This is a genomic window from Streptomyces sp. MspMP-M5 (assembly GCF_000373585.1).
Classification (GTDB): Bacteria; Actinomycetota; Actinomycetes; order Streptomycetales; family Streptomycetaceae; genus Streptomyces.
This window is the reverse complement of sequence record NZ_KB891897.1, coordinates 59,143-75,577: the sequence shown is the minus strand read 5'-3', so window position 1 is coordinate 75,577 and position 16,435 is coordinate 59,143. Positions and strand designations below refer to the sequence as shown.

15 protein-coding genes and 1 pseudogene are annotated in these 16,435 nt (G+C 71.0%); 12 read left to right on the top strand and 4 right to left on the bottom strand.

Going from position 1 to position 16,435, the window contains the following annotated elements:
• Positions 1 to 81: 81 nt before the first annotated feature.
• The 3 genes from B073_RS0121465 (at position 82) to B073_RS40585 (ending at position 3,867) form a co-directional block, all read left to right on the top strand.
• The gene (locus tag B073_RS0121465; protein WP_018540144.1) at positions 82 to 1,197 is read left to right on the top strand and encodes a S1C family serine protease; all 1,116 of its coding nucleotides are present in this window, start codon (positions 82 to 84) and stop codon (positions 1,195 to 1,197) included.
• Positions 1,198 to 1,411: 214 nt separating this feature from the next.
• Entirely contained in the window at positions 1,412 to 2,149 is a 738-nt protein-coding gene (locus B073_RS0121460) for a response regulator transcription factor (RefSeq protein ID WP_018540143.1), read from the top strand.
• Positions 2,146 to 3,867: a sensor histidine kinase gene (locus tag B073_RS40585; protein ID WP_018540142.1), complete on the top strand. Its 1,722-nt coding sequence runs from the start codon at positions 2,146 to 2,148 to the stop codon at positions 3,865 to 3,867. Before B073_RS0121460 ends, B073_RS40585 begins: the two co-directional genes overlap by 4 nt.
• Positions 3,868 to 3,904: 37 nt before the next feature.
• Here B073_RS40585 and B073_RS0121450 read toward each other — a convergent pair whose 3' ends face one another.
• Entirely contained in the window at positions 3,905 to 5,386 is a 1,482-nt protein-coding gene (locus B073_RS0121450; protein ID WP_018540141.1) for a DUF2993 domain-containing protein, read from the bottom strand.
• 212 nt (positions 5,387 to 5,598) lie between these two features.
• Between B073_RS0121450 and B073_RS0121445 the strand changes: the two genes are divergently transcribed.
• Positions 5,599 to 6,456, top strand: a complete 858-nt coding sequence (locus tag B073_RS0121445; protein WP_018540140.1) for an SDR family oxidoreductase — start codon at positions 5,599 to 5,601, stop codon at positions 6,454 to 6,456.
• Positions 6,457 to 6,693: 237 nt separating this feature from the next.
• On the opposite strand, the gene B073_RS46545 is transcribed toward B073_RS0121445, so the two are convergent.
• Entirely contained in the window at positions 6,694 to 6,876 is a 183-nt protein-coding gene (locus B073_RS46545; RefSeq protein ID WP_158690172.1) for a hypothetical protein, read from the bottom strand.
• A gap of 149 nt (positions 6,877 to 7,025) precedes the next feature.
• Here B073_RS46545 and B073_RS49320 point away from each other — a divergent pair.
• The 6 genes and pseudogenes from B073_RS49320 to B073_RS0121425 form a co-directional block, all read left to right on the top strand.
• A pseudogene (locus B073_RS49320) lies at positions 7,026 to 7,205 on the top strand (helix-turn-helix domain-containing protein); the annotation flags it as partial.
• A gap of 12 nt (positions 7,206 to 7,217) precedes the next feature.
• Positions 7,218 to 7,793 (top strand): hypothetical protein, encoded by a 576-nt coding sequence (locus tag B073_RS40580; RefSeq protein WP_018540139.1) that lies wholly within the window; start codon positions 7,218 to 7,220, stop codon positions 7,791 to 7,793.
• A gap of 121 nt (positions 7,794 to 7,914) precedes the next feature.
• On the top strand, positions 7,915 to 8,121 hold the full coding sequence (locus tag B073_RS44210) for a DUF397 domain-containing protein (RefSeq protein WP_078508106.1): 207 nt from the start codon (positions 7,915 to 7,917) through the stop codon (positions 8,119 to 8,121).
• A 228-nt stretch (positions 8,122 to 8,349) separates the two neighbouring features.
• A complete protein-coding gene (locus tag B073_RS0121435) occupies positions 8,350 to 8,679 on the top strand; it encodes a type VII secretion target (RefSeq protein ID WP_051094117.1) in 330 nt (109 codons plus the stop codon).
• A 1-nt stretch (position 8,680) separates the two neighbouring features.
• Positions 8,681 to 9,826 (top strand): WXG100 family type VII secretion target, encoded by a 1,146-nt coding sequence (locus tag B073_RS0121430; protein ID WP_018540137.1) that lies wholly within the window; start codon positions 8,681 to 8,683, stop codon positions 9,824 to 9,826.
• Positions 9,827 to 9,829: 3 nt separating this feature from the next.
• Positions 9,830 to 10,090 (top strand): hypothetical protein, encoded by a 261-nt coding sequence (locus B073_RS0121425; protein ID WP_018540136.1) that lies wholly within the window; start codon positions 9,830 to 9,832, stop codon positions 10,088 to 10,090.
• Positions 10,091 to 10,203: 113 nt separating this feature from the next.
• Here the strand turns inward: B073_RS0121425 and B073_RS0121420 are convergent, their stop codons facing one another.
• Positions 10,204 to 12,021 carry a bifunctional metallophosphatase/5'-nucleotidase gene (locus tag B073_RS0121420; protein ID WP_051094113.1) on the bottom strand — a complete coding sequence of 606 codons (1,818 nt, stop codon included), beginning with the start codon at positions 12,019 to 12,021 and terminating at the stop codon, positions 10,204 to 10,206.
• Between the two features lie 166 nt (positions 12,022 to 12,187).
• Here B073_RS0121420 and mshD point away from each other — a divergent pair, with 166 nt between their 5' ends.
• Positions 12,188 to 13,126, top strand: coding sequence for a mycothiol synthase (mshD, locus tag B073_RS0121415; RefSeq protein WP_037812273.1), 939 nt, complete (start codon positions 12,188 to 12,190; stop codon positions 13,124 to 13,126).
• 60 nt (positions 13,127 to 13,186) lie between these two features.
• On the opposite strand, the gene B073_RS0121410 is transcribed toward mshD, so the two are convergent.
• Entirely contained in the window at positions 13,187 to 13,819 is a 633-nt protein-coding gene (locus B073_RS0121410; RefSeq protein ID WP_018540133.1) for a GNAT family N-acetyltransferase, read from the bottom strand.
• A 313-nt stretch (positions 13,820 to 14,132) separates the two neighbouring features.
• Between B073_RS0121410 and B073_RS0121405 the strand changes: the two genes are divergently transcribed.
• Positions 14,133 to 16,430 carry an RNA degradosome polyphosphate kinase gene (locus B073_RS0121405; RefSeq protein ID WP_018540132.1) on the top strand — a complete coding sequence of 766 codons (2,298 nt, stop codon included), beginning with the start codon at positions 14,133 to 14,135 and terminating at the stop codon, positions 16,428 to 16,430.
• Positions 16,431 to 16,435: the final 5 nt, after the last annotated feature.

Here is a 16,435-nt window from a genome sequence, read left to right as displayed (position 1 = left end):
TATACCGGGCATACCCACTTCTGTCGGGTCTCTCAGGGCGTTCTCAGACGGTTCTCATGCAGCGGCCGCAGAGTCGTGGGCATGACCGAGAGCTACCGCCGCAGCGGCGATGAGATGCCCCAGGACCGGCCGTACGCCTACGGGACCGAGTACGGCACCGGCCACCGCAGCGACCACGGCGCGGACCGCTTCCGCGGCGACGTGCCGCCGCCGCCCCCGTACACGCCGGACGCAGCGGCGGCGGGCGCTCCCGGCGCACCGGAGCCGCGACGCCGGGCCCGGCGGCCGATCGCGCTGATCGCCGCGGTGGCGCTGGCCTCGGGTCTGATCGGCGGCGGCAGCGCGGCGCTGATCGCCGGTGCCACGCAGCAGGGCAGCACGACCGGCGGCGTCTCCACCCCGCTCGTCAACGCCGGGCAGAACACCGGCGGCGGCACCGGGGTCGCGGGGGTGGCCAAGGCGGTCAGCCCGGCCATCGTCGAGATCAAGGCGCGCACGGGCGGCGGTGAGTCCACCGGCTCCGGCGTGGTGATCACCAGCAGCGGCGAGATCGTCACCAACAACCACGTGGTGGCCGGCGCCCGCAAGGTGAGCGTCACCTTTAGCGACGGCAGCAGGAAGACCGCGACGGTCGTCGGCACCGACCCGGGCAAGGACCTGGCGCTGATCAAGGTCGCCGGCGCCAAGGGGCTGACGCACGCGGTGCTCGGCGACTCCAGCAAGCTCGTGGTCGGCGACCCGGTCGTCGCGATCGGCTCGCCGGAGGGCCTCACCGGCTCGGTGACCAGCGGTATCGTCTCCGCGCTCAACCGCGATGTCTCCGTCCCCAAGGAGGACGGCCAGGGCCAGGGGCAGGGCCAGGACCAGGGCGGCGGCCGCGGCTTCTTCGGCGGCGGCGGTGGCTGGCCGTTCGAGTTCGGCGGCAACCAGTACAACGGCGACACCGGCTCGTCCAAGACCACCTACAAGGCGATCCAGACCGACGCCGCGCTCAACCCGGGCAACTCCGGCGGCGCCCTGATCAACATGCAGGGGCAGATCATCGGCATCAACTCGGCCATGTACTCGCCGAGTTCGTCGGACAGCAGCCAGGCGGGCAGCGTCGGCCTCGGCTTCGCCATACCGATCAACACCGTCAAGGCCGACCTCGACACGCTGCGCAGCGGGGGCGGGAACGGCGGGAACAGCGGGGTCTGAGCCGGGTCTGGGCTGGGGCCGGGAGCCGGGCCGGGAGCCGGGCCGGGCGGGCTCCGGCCGGGCTTCGGGCAGGCTCCGGCCAGGGGCGCCGCCGGGCGGTGGAGGTCCGCGGAGGGTTTTCCACAGGGCGACCGTCCGGGCGGCATCCGTGTCAGGCTGAAGCCAGCACAGGACCAGCCGGTCGTCAGCAACGTCAACCGAGGTAGTCACGCACATGAGCCCCGCCGAGCACGGTGATCACCCCGCCCGCATCCTGATCGTCGACGACGAGCCCGCGGTCCGCGAGGCGCTCCAGCGCTCCCTCGCCTTCGAGGGGTACGGCACCGAGCAGGCCGTCGACGGTCTGGACGCGGTGGAGAAGGTCGCCGCCTACGACCCCGAACTCATCGTGCTGGACGTGCTGATGCCCCGGATGGACGGACTGACCGCCGCCCGCCGGCTGCGGGCGAGCGGGGTCACCGTGCCGATCCTGATGCTGACCGCGCGGGACACCGTCGGCGACCGCGTCACCGGCCTCGACGCCGGCGCCGACGACTATCTCGTCAAGCCCTTCGAGCTGGACGAGCTGCTGGCCCGGATCCGCGCCCTGCTGCGCCGCAGCTCGTACGCGGCGGCCGGCACCGCCCGGCCCGACGAGAGCGAGCTGCTGGGCTTCGCCGATCTGCGGATGAACCTCGCCACCCGCGAGGTCACCCGCGGCAACCGCCCGGTCGACCTGACCCGCACCGAGTTCACGCTCCTGGAGATGTTCCTGGCCCACCCCCGGCAGGTCCTCACCCGCGAGCAGATCCTCAAGGCCGTCTGGGGCTTCGACTTCGAACCGACCTCCAACTCCCTGGACGTGTATGTGATGTACCTCCGCCGCAAGACGGAGGCGGGCGGCGAACCGCGGCTGGTCCACACCGTGCGCGGGGTGGGCTACGTCCTGCGGCTGGAAGGCGGTGCGGAATGAGCGGCACCGGCGACGCCCACACGGCGCACGGCCAGCCGCCGGAGGAGCAGGCGCCGGACGAGCAGGCGTCGGGCGGCGTGCCCGGGCTGACGCGGTTCCGCCAGCTGCCGCTGCGCTCCCGGCTGGCGCTGCTCATCGCGGTCGCGGTGGCCTTCGCGGTGGCGCTGTCGGCCGCCGCCTGCTGGCTGATCACCCGCGACCGGCTCACCGAACAGCTCGACACCACCCTCAGCACGGTCGACGTCCCCGGCGACTACGTCCAGGCGCTCGGCGCCCGCTGCGCCGGCACCCCGCTCAACGTCCGCTTCCAGCCCACCCCGTACACCATCCAGCTGGTCACCCCCTCCGGCTACGTCTGCACCTCGCCGAACAAACAGCCCATCCCCGCCCAGCGGGCGGACGAGGCGGTCGCCGACGGGCGGCTGGCCAGCGCCGTCCACACCACCAAGGACGAGAACGGCACCCCGATGCGGGTCTCGACCGTCCCCTACCGCGGCCCGCTCACCGACATCCAGGGAAACCGGCTGGCGGTCTCCGTCGCCGCGCCGATGGACCAGGTCACCGACCCGCTCAACCAGCTCGCGCTGGTGCTGCTGGTCGTCGCCGGGGTCGGGGTGCTGGGCGCGGCGACGGCCGGCCTGTGGGTGGCCAGGGCGGCCCTGAAGCCCGTCGACCGGCTGACCGCCGCCGTCGAGCACGTCGCCCGCACCCAGGACCTCGCCATCCGCATCCCCACCGACGGCGAGGACGAGATCGCCCGCCTCTCCCGGTCGTTCAACGCGATGACCGCCGCGCTGGCCGCCTCCCGCGACCTCCAGCAGCAGCTGATCGCCGACGCCGGCCACGAGCTGCGCACGCCCCTGACGTCGCTGCGGACCAACATCGACCTCCTGGAGCGCAGCGAGCGCTCCGGCCGCCCGATCCCGGCCGCCGACAAGGAGGCCCTGCTCGCGTCGGTGAAGGCCCAGATGGGGGAGCTGGCGGCGCTCATCGGTGACCTTCAGGTCCTCTCCCGTCCACCGGAGACGGGCACCGCCGGCGGCACCGCGGCCGTCCGCGTGGTCGCCCTCCACGACATCGTCGGCACCGCACTCGAACGCGCCCGGCTGCGCGGCCCCTCCCTCACCCTCACCGCCGACCTCGCCCCCTGGTACGTCCGCGCCGAACCGGCCGCGCTGGAGCGCGCGGTGGTCAACCTCCTCGACAACGCCGTGAAGTTCAGCCCGTCCGGCGGCACGATCGAGGTCCGGCTGGCCGGCGGCGCGCTGACCGTCCGGGACGACGGCCCCGGCATCCCGCCCGAGGAACTCCCGCACGTCTTCGAGCGCTTCTGGCGCTCCCCGTCCGCCCGCAGCCTGCCCGGCAGCGGCCTCGGCCTGTCCATCGTGGCCCGCACGGCCGAGCAGGCCGGTGGCGGCGTCCGCCTGCGCAACGCCCCCGGCGGCGGCACGGAGGCCCTGCTGACCCTGCCGGGCGCGCCCACCCCACCGCCGGACATACCGGAGCGGACGGGCACACCGGACGCGGCGGGTGCGGCGAACGCGGCAGGTGCGGCCGGCGCGACGGGTGCGGCCAGTGCGACCGGTGCCTCCGGCCCGGCGGGCGAGCCGCGCGAGCGGACGGAACCGTGCGAACGGACGGAACCGGGGCGGACCGACTCGGGGCGGACCGACTCGGGGGAGGGCGGGACGCCGCCGGGGATACCGCCGGGGGCGTAGGGCCCGCGGGCGCAGGTAGGCCCGGCGCCCCCGTCTGCTACTTCCCCGCCGACTTCCCCTTGCCCTTCGCCGCGTCGCCGAACGGCAGGTCGGTGCCGGTCACGTCGACGCGGATGCCGTCGCTCTCCACGGTGATGTCGCGCAGCCGCACATCCCCCGGCGTCTTCGGGAGCTGGAAGGAGAGCGACAGCCGGTCGGCCAGCTGAGGCTTCGTCAGGTCCGTGAGGGCGCCGAGCATCTTCGCGTCGATGCCGACCTTCTGGAGCAGCCAGGGGTGGTCCATGACCACGTCGACGAGGTTCACCTGCATCAGCTGGTGGACGAAGCGCGGCGACCCGATCAGCTCGTGCAGCTTGTCGTCGCTGCGCAGGGCATCGTCCAGGTACTCCTTGGGGATGCCGATCCGTTCGGCGATCGCCGGAATGCTGAGCATCGCCTTGATCTTGGCGGCCTGCCGGCTGAGTTCCGCGGCGCCCTTCCGGGTCAGCCGCAGGCCCTCCTCCTTGCCGGTGCCCGGCCGGTAGGTCGCCACGTCGCCGATGTCCAGCCGCATCTGCCCGATCTCGGTGGAGATCCCCCGCTCACCGTTGCGTCGGATGCGCGCCTCGGCCTGTACGCGCAGGGTGTGCCCCGCGATGGGCAGTTCGCCGACCGCGCGCACCCCGTTGCGCCCCATCTCGCTGAACTTCACCTGGGAGGCGCCCAGTTCGCGGTTCATGTCGTCGAAGGCGAGCAGTACGCTGCCGTGCACCTGGCCGATGGTGGCGCCTTTGATGGCGGTCGGCAGATCGCCGTCGAGCCGGATGTCCCGGGCCGTGGCCTCCACCTTCGCCAGCGAGACCCGGTCCGCCGCGACGTCCGGGATCACCACGTCGACCTGGTCGAGCCGCTTGTCGAAGACCTGGGTGAGGAACGGGAAGCCGTGGATGTCCACCTCGGGCCGGGCATGCAGGTGCAGGGCCGTCTTCACCTGCTCCTCGGCCTTGTTCTGCGCGTACAGCACGGCGAACCGGTCGCCGAGCGCGAGGACCCCCGCGCAGGCGGCCAGCGCGACCAGCGCCTTGATGGTGCGCGGGACGGCGGCGAAGCGGCTGATGCCCCGCTTCAGCTTCCGGTGGTTCGGGGGCGACCAGACGTCGTCCTCGTCGTCCGAGCGCAGGCCCAGGCCCAGCGGATCGTCGTCGGTACGCTCGCCGAGGCGGCCGCGCCGCCGGGTTGACGGGCCGTAACCCCTCGCGTTCCCCAGCCCGTTGTGGCTGCCGTGGCTCTCATAGCTGTCACGGCCGTCATGACCGTCATGCCCGTACGCCCCCGGCTCCGGATCGGCGAGTGCGGCCAGATCCGCGTACGGATTGGCCGGGCCGACCTGCGGGAGCTCTCTGGTGTCGCCCTGCGGATGCGCTCCGGAGCCGGCCTGCTGCGGGCCGTGTGGATAGCCGGCTATGTGGGGCTGGTCGCCGGCCTCGGACGCGGGAGCGGAGGCGGCCGGGCGAGCGGGTGGGGACGAGGGCGAAGCCATGGGTGTGGGGGTTCGCATCAGCACATCCCACCATGAGCGGGACCGGGCCGCGCAAGTCGCGCCCGCGGAATGTGAGAAACGCGAAAGACGTCCTGCCGTCCTTGGCGAAATCTTGCCGCGCTCTTGTGCCCCGCTGAACTACCGTCGATCTTCACCGAACCCCCGGCGGGCTTCCGCCGCCACCACGTCCGCGCCCCTCTGGAGGAACCACCGTGATCGTCGTCACCGGAGCAACCGGCAATATCGGCCGCCGCCTTGTGGACCGTCTTCTGGAGGAAGGCGTGCCGGTCCGCGCGCTGACCCGCGACCCGGCCAGCGCCGGGCTCCCCGCCCAGGCCGAGGTGGTCCGCGCCGACCTCACCGAGGACAGCGACCTCGCCCCGCTCCTCGCCGGCGCCGACGCCCTCTTCCTCAACCTCGCGGCCGGCGGCGGCGAGTCCGCGCAGCGGCTGATCGACGCCGCCGTGAAGGCGGACGTCCCCCGCATCGTCCTCAACTCCTCCCTCGGTGTGACCGACACCCCGGCCGACGAGACCAACTTCATCTCCCGTATGCACGCCGCCGTGGAGCGCGCGGTCCGCGCGTCCGGTGTGGAGTGGACCTTCCTGCGCGGCGGCAACTACGCCACCAACGCGCTCGGCTGGGCCCCGGCGATCCGCGAGAACGGCGTGGTCCGTGACGCGCATCCGGGCGCTCAGAGCGCGCCGGTCCACGAGGCCGACCTCGCGGACGCCGCCGCCGTCGCCCTCCTGGACCGCACCGGCGCCCACGCCCACCAGGTCCACCGCCTGACCGGCCCGGAGGTGCTCACCAACACCCAGCAGGTCGCCGCCATCGCCGAGGCCATCGGCCGCCCGGTGCGCATCGAGCAGATCTCGGAGGACGAGGCCGCCGAGGCGATGGCCGGCCCGCATCTGCCGCCGGCGGCCGCCCGCGAACTCGTCGCCCTCTTCGGCTCGACGGTGGACGCCCCGGCCTTCCCGGTGACCGACACCGTCGAACGCGTCACCGGCCACCCGGCCCGCCCCTTCGCCCAGTGGGCGCGGGAGCACGCGGGGGACTTCTCCTGACGGCGTCGCCCGCACCCACTGACGATCAGGTCGGCGCCGCCCGTTCCGTAGGTGTGCCCACACACCGTCGGCACCGGCATGGCGGGTAGACCAGGCTGAAGGCGTCGGGGACGGCCCGCTCGCCGATCACGACCCGCACCTCGCCCCTCGCCGCGGTGACGACGCCACGTTGATCCACCGTGTAGACGCGAAGCGTCATACGAGGCCGCTCCGGTGGCCGTCCGGTCCCACGGCCGCTCACGAGTGCGCCTCCCGAAGGTGCCGGCGCAGCATGACGTTGCCGTCGGACTCGGCACTGCGGTCGTACTGCCGACGGGCTTTGGTGCGACGTTCGTCGAGGTCGGCGCAGCGCGCGCAGCCAGCCTGCGGCTGGGGCGGGGCCGGCCAGAGGGCGGGGACGGGGGATGGGGATTTCGGCATGGAGGTGCCCTTCCGTGAACCGGGTGTTCGTGAATCGGCGGCCCGTGGGCCAGCGCGTCGAGAGCTGATCCTGGCTGCCCATACGAGGCATTTGTTGAGCAGGGCACGGACAGTTGGGCCGTCTCGGCAGTACCGTGAAGAACGCCCAAATGTCCGTGGGGAGTGCCTTGAACGCGACATTAAGGTCTGCTATGCAGACCGCTGGTTTATCGCCCCGTCAGCTCGCCGTGAGAGTAGGCGTGTCCGCCAAGACCGTTGAACGGTGGCTGGCGGACTCCGAGCTGATACCGCATGCCCGAAATCGCGAAGACGCCGCTCAGGAACTGGGAGTTGACGTTGAGATGCTGTGGCCGAAGTCCGTCGCGGAGAGAGTGAAGACCGGCGCCGACCGTGAGATCGTCCGCAGCTATCCGTACCGTTCGGCATGTCCGTCCACGGTGTGGGCGGATCTGGTCGGCCGGTCGAACAGCGAGTTGTTCTTCGCCGGGTACACGAACTACTTCCTGTGGACGCAGCAGCCCGCGTTCGCGGCGACGTTGCGGGCCAAGGCCGAGGCCGGCTGCCGGGTCCGCTTCCTGGTCGGGGATCCGGAGGGGGAGGCGACGCATCGACGTGAGGCGGTGGAGGACGTCGCCCTCTCGGTTTCCACGAGGATCAGGATGACGCTGGACGAACTGGCGAAGTTGGGCCCGGTGGACGGCGTCGAGGTGCGGACCTCTGCCGCTCCGGATGCGGCGTCGCACATCGCGCTGTCGGTCTTCCGGTTCGATGACGAAGCACTGGTCACCCCGCACCTTGCCCGTCTGGTCGGCCACGACTCACCGTTGCTGCATCTGAAGCGGTACGAGCCGGGCGGGATGTTCGACCGGTTCGTGGAGCACGCGGAGGAACTGTGGACGGGGGCGGCGGCGGTTTGATTTCGATGCCTGGAAGAGCCGAAGGAAGTGGAGCGGTAGGCCGCTGCATTCCTGGGAATCTGGGACGTGGCGCTCGATGAACAGGCGTCGCGGCGTCTGATCGCTGAAGTGGCAGGGAGACATGAAAAGGGTTGATGTCCGAGATGCGGACTGGTTCAAGTCGAGTCACAGCAACGGCAATGGCAATTGCCTTGAGGTAGCGGTTCTCGGTGAAATCGTTGCCGCCCGCGACAGTAAGCAGCAGTCCGGCCCCGTTGTGGCCATCGCCGCTGATGGCTGGCGGGCATTCATCAGCGGTGTTGCCAACGGTGAATTCGTGCGACTGTAAGGGCCGTTCGTGCCGGTTTGCCTACTGGCGCCCTCTGTGTGGTCGTGCCGTACGCGGCCACACAGAGGGCGCGGACCCGGGTCCGGATTGGGCCACGTTCCGGTATGGGCAGGGCCATGAACGTAAAGCGCAACCCAATCCCGTATCCGGAACCCGTTAAAGATCTTCCCCGGAAGCCGCCCCTGACGTATTGCTGGACGCTTGTACGTGATCGAACAGGGGAGCGGGATGAGCGGGCAGTTCGGCGTCGAGCCGACGGCGCTGACGGATCTGGCGGACAAGTTCGACCTCCAGGCGACTGACCTGGACGGGCCGATCCGTTCCTTCGCTGCGACGTCGGCGGAGGTCGGGGAGGCGTTCGGGATCCTCGGCGCCTGCGACGGCGCGATGGAGAAGTACCAGAAGTTGCTGAGCAGCACGATCAAGGCGTTGGGGCAGCTTCCCCAGGTGCTCAGCAGCGACGCCGACCGGCTGCGGACCAATGCGTCCCAGTACGCGGAAGCGGACCAGACGGCTATCCGCCACCTTCAGTCCGTACCGCGGTACCAGGGGGCGTGACATGAGCATCAACAGCTGGATCGACGGCAAGGTGCTGGAGATCCTTCAGGCGTTCGGCGTCGAGCTCCCCGGCGGCAACGGCGACACGCTGCGCGAGATCGCCCGCGGCTGGGACTCCATGGGCAACGACCTGACCAAGGTCGTACAGGCCCTCGACCGTGCCGTCGACGGTGTGGACAAGCAAGGTTGGCACGGCGCGGCCCGCGACGCCTTCGAAAAGCACTGGCAGGACCAGAAGAAGACGATCACTGACGTCGCGAACAACTTCCACCATGTCGCAGAGGGTTTGAAGGAGTTCGCTGACGAAATCGACAAGATCAACGAAGAGATCATCGACATCTGCGTGCAGATCGCCGAGATGGAGGTGCTCGGCGCCGCGCTGTCCGCGTTCACCGGATTCCTCTCCGACCTCGTCGCCAACGCGGCCGTGGCCGCGAAGGTCACCAAGATCATGGACCTGGTCAAGCTGTTCACGTCGGCGGCGGAGAAGGTGGCGGCGCTGCTGGAGCGGTTCGGCGGGATGAGCGCGGAGGTTGCGGCGACGCTGGAGAAGATGCTCGTCGCGGTGGCTCGGATCGGCGGCAAGTTCGCGGAAAGCTACGCCACGAACTTCGTCGCCGATTCTGGCAGCATGGTGATCAACCAGGCCCTCAGTGGCCAGCCGGTGACAGTGGGTGAGGATTTCCGTGTCGCCAACAGGGAAGCCCTGGGTACGGCAGCCTTCACCGTGGGCGGTGCGGAACTGGCGGACGGTGCCAAGCTGACCGGCGCGGTCGGCCGGGTGCTCAAAGGCGAGGGCCGGGCGGGAAGCGCCATCAATGGTGGGCTCGGCAACATCGCGGGTGGCCTCAACGCCGACCTGCACGACGAGGGAAAGGACGCCGAGGGTACCGCTTGGGACGCGGGGACGAATGCTGTCACCGGGGCCCTCGGGAACCGTGTCGGAGACCACCTCCTCGGGAAAAAGGAGGGGCACAGCCTTGGCGGCGAGGGCGGGGGTGAACAAGGTGAGATCATCGATGGGGCGTACCGGAATGCGTTCCGTACCGGCCTCAACACGGGGATCTACGAAGGGGGCTCGGGTATCGAGAGTGACCTTCAGGGCCTTGAAAAGGATTACGACGAAGCCAAGAAGGGGGCGAGTTAGTCCATGTCCCATGAGGCCGGCAGCGTGGTCCTGGCAGGTGTCGCGCACATCCCCAAGCACGACCCCGGATTGGCTCCTGATCTCTTGGAGCTCCTTGGGTTCGTCGGGTGCGTGTTCGTGTTTGCCGGTATCGGCCTGACCAACGGCCTCTGGCGTGTCAAGAACGGGAAGAACTGGTTCACTTACCTGTTCGGGCCGGTGGTATTCGTCCTCGGCCTGGCTATGACCGTCATGGGTTTCGGCTTCTCGTTCGGGCTGCTGTGACGCGAGGTTTTGGCACGGTGATCCTTGCCGGCGTCGCGCACGTCGACCCGAACGAACCCGCCGACTTGTGACGCGTCGGCGTGGGGGCGGGCCGAACGTCCCGCCCCCGATGGTTACTTCACCACCGTGATCCGGTCCGCCTTCGGCGGAGCCAGGGGGCTGTTCGGCGACGAGTGCGCCCTCAGGTAGGCCGTGAGGGCGTCGAGGTCGGAGGGGCCGACGTACTTGTGGGTGCCCTGCTTCAGGGCGGGGAAGCCGTCGCCGCCGCCGGCCAGGAACTCGTTCATGGCGACGCGGTAGGTCTTGGCGGGGTCGAGCGGGGCGCCGTTGAGTCTGACGGAGTCGGTGACGATGCGGGCGGCGCCGGTCTTGGTGGTGTCGAGGGTGTAGGTGAGACCCCGGGAGATCTGGAGGATCTTGGGGGATGCCTCGTTGGGGCCGCTGACCTGCTGCTGGAGGGCGGTCAGGAGCTGGGCGCCGGTCAGGTCCACGACATTGGTCATGTTGGTGAACGGCTGGACGGTGAACGCCTCGCCGTAGGTGACGACGCCGTCGCCCTCGCCGCCCGACGCCTTGTAGGCGAGGTCGGAGCGGATACCGCCGGGGTTCATCAGGGCGAGCTGGGCGCCGCCCTTGTCGGGGGCCGTGGTGGCCGCCAGCTGGGCGTCGGCGATGAGGTCGCCGAGGGGTTCCTCGGGGGTGCCGGCGCCGCGGCCGTTGATGTCGGCGGAGATGTAGCCGACCGGCTTGTTGGCGACGGGGGCGGCCAGCTTGTTCCAGCGGGTGATGAGGGAGGACATGTCCGCGGCTTTGGGCCGGGTGCGGTCGACGACGTGGTTCACCGCGTGCGGGCCGTGGACCGCGGTGCGGACGATGTCGTGGGTGCGGCGGTCGTAGGTGAGGGTGGTGTCGGTGTAGAGGCGGCCGTAGGAGGCGGCGGAGGTGACCGTGCGGGGGTGGCCGGCCGGGTCCGGGATGGTGCAGGTGTAGGACTGGTGGGTGTGGCCGGTGACCAGCGCGTCGACCTTGGGGGTGACGTGCTTGGCGATGTCGGCGATGGGGCCGGAGATGCCCGCGCCGGGCCCGGGGCTGTCGCAGTCGTAGTTGTAGGAGGTCGAGGCGGGGAGGCCGCCCTCGTGGATGAGGGCCACGATCGCCTTGACGCCCTGGCGGTCGAGGATCTTGGCGTACTTGTTGATCGTCTCGACCTCGCCGTGGAAGGTCAGGCCCTTGACGCCGTCGGCGTTGACGATGTCCGGCGTGCCCTTGAGCGTCACGCCGATGAAGCCGATCTTGACGCCCTTGTGCTGCCAGACCGTGTACGGCCGGAGGATCGGCTTGCCCGTCTTGTCGTCGGTGACGTTGGCGGCCAGGTAGGGGAAGTCCGCGCCCTTGAAGGTCTTGCCCTTCTCGTAGCAGCCGTCCTTGGGGTGGCAGCCGCCGCGCTGCATCCGCGTCAACTCGGCCCGGCCCTCGTCGAATTCGTGGTTGCCGACGGAGGTGACGTCGAGGCCGAGCCGGTTCATCGCCTCGATGGTCGGCTCGTCGTGGAAGAGGCCGGAGAGGAGTGGACTGGCGCCGATGAGGTCGCCGGCCGCCGCCGTGACCGAGTACGCGTGGCCCTTACGGGCCGTGCGGAGGGACTGCGCCAGGTACTCGACGCCGCCGGCCGGGATCGTCTTCTTGGACCCGTCGGCCTGCAGCTCCTCGACCGTGCCGGAGGAGCCCTGCGGCGGTTCGAGGTTGCCGTGGAAGTCGTTGAAGGAGAGCAGCTGGACGTCGACCGTGCCGGCCGGGCGGTGCGCGTGGCCGCTGTCGGCGCCGGCGGGTGCGGCGGTGGCGGTCAGGGTGACGCCCGCGGCGGTGGCGAGCACTGCGGCGCCGGCGGCCAATCTGCGGGCGAGACGGCGCCGTTGAGGTGTCGGTGGCATGGTTCCCCTCCGTGGATGGTGCTGAGCGGAGGGCAGCATATTGTCGACGCGCGTAGCGGGACAGGGGTCGGCGGCTTACGGGTCGGTGGCCGGGCGGTGGCGATGCGGGGCGCGACGGCGTCCGTGCCGCCTCCGTGACGCCGGGGCAGCGTCGTACGCTTCAGACATGACTGACGCTGCACAGGAGATGGGCCGGGCCGGACGCAGGATCCAGGTGGTCGACGAGCTAGCGCCGGAAGGGGCCGCGGCCGTCCTCGAACTGATCGAACGGGCCGCGCGGACGGACGGGCAGCCGGCCGTGTCCGAGCAGGGGCGGCTCCAGCTGCGGGGTGGGCGACGGGAGGGCGTACGGCATCTGCTGGTGTATGTGCCGGGGGAGAGCGGTGAGGAGCTGATCGGGTACGGGCAGCTGGAGGACACCGACCCGGTGGAGGCGCCGGCCGCCGAACTCGTCGTCCACCCGGGGTACCGCGGCCGCGGCCACGGCCGGGCGCTCGGCGGCGAGCTGCTCGTCCAGTCCGGGCGCCGGCTGCGGGTGTGGGCGCACGGCGGGCACCCGGCCGCCCGGCATCTGGCGCAGACCCTGGGCCTGACGATGTTCCGCGAGCTGCGGCAGATGCGGCGGCCGCTGGCCGACCTCGACCTGCCGGAGCCGGTGCTCCCGGAGGGGGTGACGGTGCGGACGTTCCAGCCGGACGCCGACGACGCGGCCTGGCTGGAGGTCAACGCCGAGGCTTTCGCGCACCACCCCGAGCAGGGTTCGCTGACCCAGCGGGACCTCGACGACCGCAAGGCCGAGCCGTGGTTCGACCCCAAGGGCTTCTTCCTGGCCGAGCGGGACGGCCGGCTGGTCGGCTTCCACTGGACGAAGGTGCACGCCGAGGAGGGCCTGGGCGAGGTCTACGTCCTCGGGGTGCGGCCGGGCGCGCAGGGCGGCGGCCTGGGCAAGGCGCTGACCTCGATCGGGCTGCGGCACCTGGCGGCGCAGGGGCTGGCGACCGCGATGCTCTACGTGGACGCGGACAACGCGGCCGCGGTGACGGTGTACGAGCGGCTGGGGTTCGTCACGCACGAGACGGACCTGATGTACCGGTCGGAGACGTGACCGGCGGCCGGTGAGCGATGCGGGGCGGGGCGGGCCCGGTGCCCGCCCCATGCCCCGTCGTCACGACGCCGGGCGCTGCTCCCGCTGCTCCCGCTGCTCGCGCCACTCGCGCGCCAGCATCGCGTAGATCACCTCGTCGCTCCACTCGCCGTCCAGGAACTCGTTCTCCCGCAGATGGCCCTCGCGGCGCATCCCCAGGCGCTCCAGCAGCCGGGCGGAGGCGGTGTTGCGGCCGTCCAACTCGGCCTGGATGCGGTGCAGTCCGAGCTCCTCGAAGCCCAGCCCCAGCAGCGCGCGGGCGGCCTCGGTGGCGTAGCCGTGGCCGGCGTGGTCGGGGTTGAAGACGTAGCCGATGCCGCCCTGGCGGTGCTCGCGGCGGGTGTAGACGAACGTCACATCGCCGACCAGCGTGTCGGTCTCCCGGACCACGACGGCGAACTGGAGGTAGTCGCCGGACTCGCGCAGCGTGGTGCGGGTCGCCTTGTCGGCGATCCAGGCGCGGCAGGCGGCCTCGTCGTGCGGGCTTCCGTAGAGGTAACGGCTGACCTCGGGGCGGCGTCGGTAGGTGTAGACGGCGTCGAAGTCGTCGTGGCGCACCGGGCGGAGGTCCAGGCGCTCGGTGCGCAGCGGGTGGTCGGGGGTGAACGGGAGCGGCGGCAGCGGGGGTATGGAAGACGTGGTGGGTCTGGGCACGCGCTCAGCGTAGGCAGCGGGCGCGGGCGGCGCAGCGGAGTTTTCCGGGGGCGGCCGCGGTATCGGTCCGGCTTCCGGCGCTTTGCCTGGATTGGCGGCTGTGAAGATCGTCGAGGGGTGGGCCGGCCGGGCGGCACCCGGGGGTGGTGTCCCGCTTGCCCGGCCGCCATGTCCTCGTTACCAGCGGTTCAACATCACTTGCAAGCATCACTGAATGCAGCCCGCTGTGCCGAACGTCCCCCCTCCGCGGCTCGAAGTCGCGCCGCCGCCTTCCGGCGCGCCTGGAAACGCCCGAGCGCGGAAGAATAAGGACATGAAGCAGCAGCGCAGCGCTCCGGCCCCGGCCCAGCCCGAGATGCCCGCCCAGGAACCGCCGAGGGCGGCGGGTTCCCCGGTGCAGCCGCCCTCGGTGCAGCCGTCGGTGGGCTCGATCGCCGCGCACCGCCCGCACGCCGTCCGCCGCGCCGTCTCCGGGCTGGAGCCCGACCTGGACGCCGATCCGGACGCGTACGACGACCGCGGCGTCCCGGATGCGAACGGCGAGGAACTGCCCAGCGGCCGCTTCCTGGACCGCGAGCGCAGCTGGCTGGGGTTCAACGAGCGGGTGCTGGAGCTGGCCGAGGACCCGGCCACCCCGCTCCTGGAACGCGCCAACTTCCTGGCGATCTTCGCCAGCAATCTGGACGAGTTCTTCATGGTCCGGGTCGCGGGCCTCAAGCGCCGGATCGCCACCGGGGTCGCCACCCGCTCCGCCTCCGGGCTCCAGCCCCGCGAGGTGCTGGACCAGATCTGGACGCGCTCCCGCGAGCTGATGGCGCGGCACGCCGCCTGCTTCCAGCAGGACGTCGCCCCGGAGCTGGCCGACCAGGGCATCCACCTGATCCGCTGGCCCGATCTGACCGACAAGGAGCAGGCCCGGCTGTTCACGCTGTTCCGGCAGCAGATCTTCCCGGTGCTCACACCGCTCGCGGTGGACCCCGCGCACCCCTTCCCGTACATCTCGGGGCTGTCGCTGAATCTCGCGGTGGTCGTCCGCAATCCGGTCAGCGGGCATGATCACTTTGCGAGAGTGAAGGTTCCGCCGCTGCTCTCGCGCTTCCTGGAGGCGTCCCCGCAGCGCTATGTCCCCATCGAGGACGTGATCGCCGCCCACCTGGAGGAGCTGTTCCCGGGGATGGAGGTGCGGGCGCACCACATGTTCCGGGTGACCCGCAACGAGGACCTGGAGGTGGAGGAGGACGACGCCGAGAACCTCCTCCAGGCCCTGGAGAAGGAGCTGATGCGGCGGCGCTTCGGCCCGCCGGTCCGCCTGGAGGTCGAGGAGACCATCGACCCGGCCGTCCTGGACCTGCTCGTCCAGGAGCTGAAGGTCTCCGAGGCCGAGGTCTATCCGCTGCCCGGGCCGCTCGACCTGACCGGACTGTTCGGGATCGGGGCGCTGGACCGCCCGGAGCTGAAGTACCCCAAGTTCGTGGCGGGCACCCACCGCGACCTGGCCGAGGTGGAGTCGGCGTCCGCGCCCGACATCTTCGCCGCGCTGCGCAACCGCGACGTCCTGCTACACCACCCCTACGACTCCTTCTCCACCTCCGTGCAGGCGTTCCTGGAGCAGGCCGCCGCCGACCCCAACGTGCTCGCCATCAAGCAGACCCTCTACCGCACCTCCGACCACTCCCCGATCGTGGACGCCCTGATAGACGCCGCGGAGTCCGGCAAGCAGGTGCTCGTCCTGGTGGAGATCAAGGCCCGCTTCGACGAGCAGGCCAACATCAAGTGGGCCCGCAAGCTGGAGGAGTCCGGCTGCCACGTCGTCTACGGCCTGGTCGGGCTCAAGACGCACTGCAAGCTCTCCCTGGTGGTGCGCCAGGAGGGCGAGACCCTGCGCCGGTACTCCCACGTGGGCACCGGCAACTACCACCCCAAGACGGCCAGGCTGTACGAGGACCTCGGGCTGCTGACCGCGGACCCGCAGGTGGGGGCCGACCTCTCCGACCTCTTCAACCGCCTCAGCGGCTACTCCCGGCGGGAGACCTACCGCCGGCTGCTGGTGGCGCCCACGTCGCTGCGCGACGGGCTGGTCAAGCGGATCAACAAGGAGGCCGCGCACCACCGCGCCGGCCGCCCCGCCTACGTCCGGATCAAGGTCAACTCCATGGTCGACGAGGCGGTCATCGACGCGCTCTACCGGGCCTCGCAGGCCGGGGTGCCGGTCGACATCTGGGTGCGCGGCATCTGCGCGCTGCGCCCCGGGGTGGCCGGACTGAGCGAGACCATCCGGGTCCGCAGCATCCTCGGCCGCTTCCTGGAGCACTCCCGGGTCTTCGCCTTCGGCAACGGCGGCGAGCCCGAAGTGTGGCTGGGCAGCGCCGACATGATGCACCGCAACCTCGACCGGCGGATCGAGGCGCTGGTGCGGGTCACCGACCCGGCCCACCGGGCGGCCCTCAACCGCCTGCTGGAGACCGGGACGTCGGACACCACCTCGTCCTGGCACCTCGGCCCGGACGGCGACTGGACCCGGCACGCGGTGGACGCGGACGGCACCCCGCTGCGGAACGTACAGGAAATGCTCATCGACGCCCGGAGGCGCCGGCGTGGCCCAGCGACATGACCGGC

What these genes read in the sequence shown, in the direction of transcription:
- B073_RS40585 (WP_018540142.1), top strand. Translation starts at nt 2,146, where the DNA reads ATGAGCGGCACCGGCGACGCCCACACGGCGCACGGCCAGCCGCCGGAG.
- B073_RS0121460 (WP_018540143.1), top strand. Translation starts at nt 1,412, where the DNA reads ATGAGCCCCGCCGAGCACGGTGATCACCCCGCCCGCATCCTGATCGTC.
- B073_RS0121465 (WP_018540144.1), top strand. Translation starts at nt 82, where the DNA reads ATGACCGAGAGCTACCGCCGCAGCGGCGATGAGATGCCCCAGGACCGG.
- B073_RS0121430 (WP_018540137.1), top strand. Translation starts at nt 8,681, where the DNA reads ATGAGCATCAACAGCTGGATCGACGGCAAGGTGCTGGAGATCCTTCAG.
- B073_RS0121450 (WP_018540141.1), bottom strand. Translation starts at nt 5,386, where the DNA reads ATGGCTTCGCCCTCGTCCCCACCCGCTCGCCCGGCCGCCTCCGCTCCC.
- B073_RS46545 (WP_158690172.1), bottom strand. Translation starts at nt 6,876, where the DNA reads ATGCCGAAATCCCCATCCCCCGTCCCCGCCCTCTGGCCGGCCCCGCCC.
- B073_RS0121435 (WP_051094117.1), top strand. Translation starts at nt 8,350, where the DNA reads ATGAGCGGGCAGTTCGGCGTCGAGCCGACGGCGCTGACGGATCTGGCG.
- B073_RS0121420 (WP_051094113.1), bottom strand. Translation starts at nt 12,021, where the DNA reads ATGCCACCGACACCTCAACGGCGCCGTCTCGCCCGCAGATTGGCCGCC.
- B073_RS40580 (WP_018540139.1), top strand. Translation starts at nt 7,218, where the DNA reads ATGCTGTGGCCGAAGTCCGTCGCGGAGAGAGTGAAGACCGGCGCCGAC.
- B073_RS44210 (WP_078508106.1), top strand. Translation starts at nt 7,915, where the DNA reads ATGAAAAGGGTTGATGTCCGAGATGCGGACTGGTTCAAGTCGAGTCAC.
- mshD (WP_037812273.1), top strand. Translation starts at nt 12,188, where the DNA reads ATGACTGACGCTGCACAGGAGATGGGCCGGGCCGGACGCAGGATCCAG.
- B073_RS0121425 (WP_018540136.1), top strand. Translation starts at nt 9,830, where the DNA reads ATGTCCCATGAGGCCGGCAGCGTGGTCCTGGCAGGTGTCGCGCACATC.
- B073_RS0121405 (WP_018540132.1), top strand. Translation starts at nt 14,133, where the DNA reads ATGAAGCAGCAGCGCAGCGCTCCGGCCCCGGCCCAGCCCGAGATGCCC.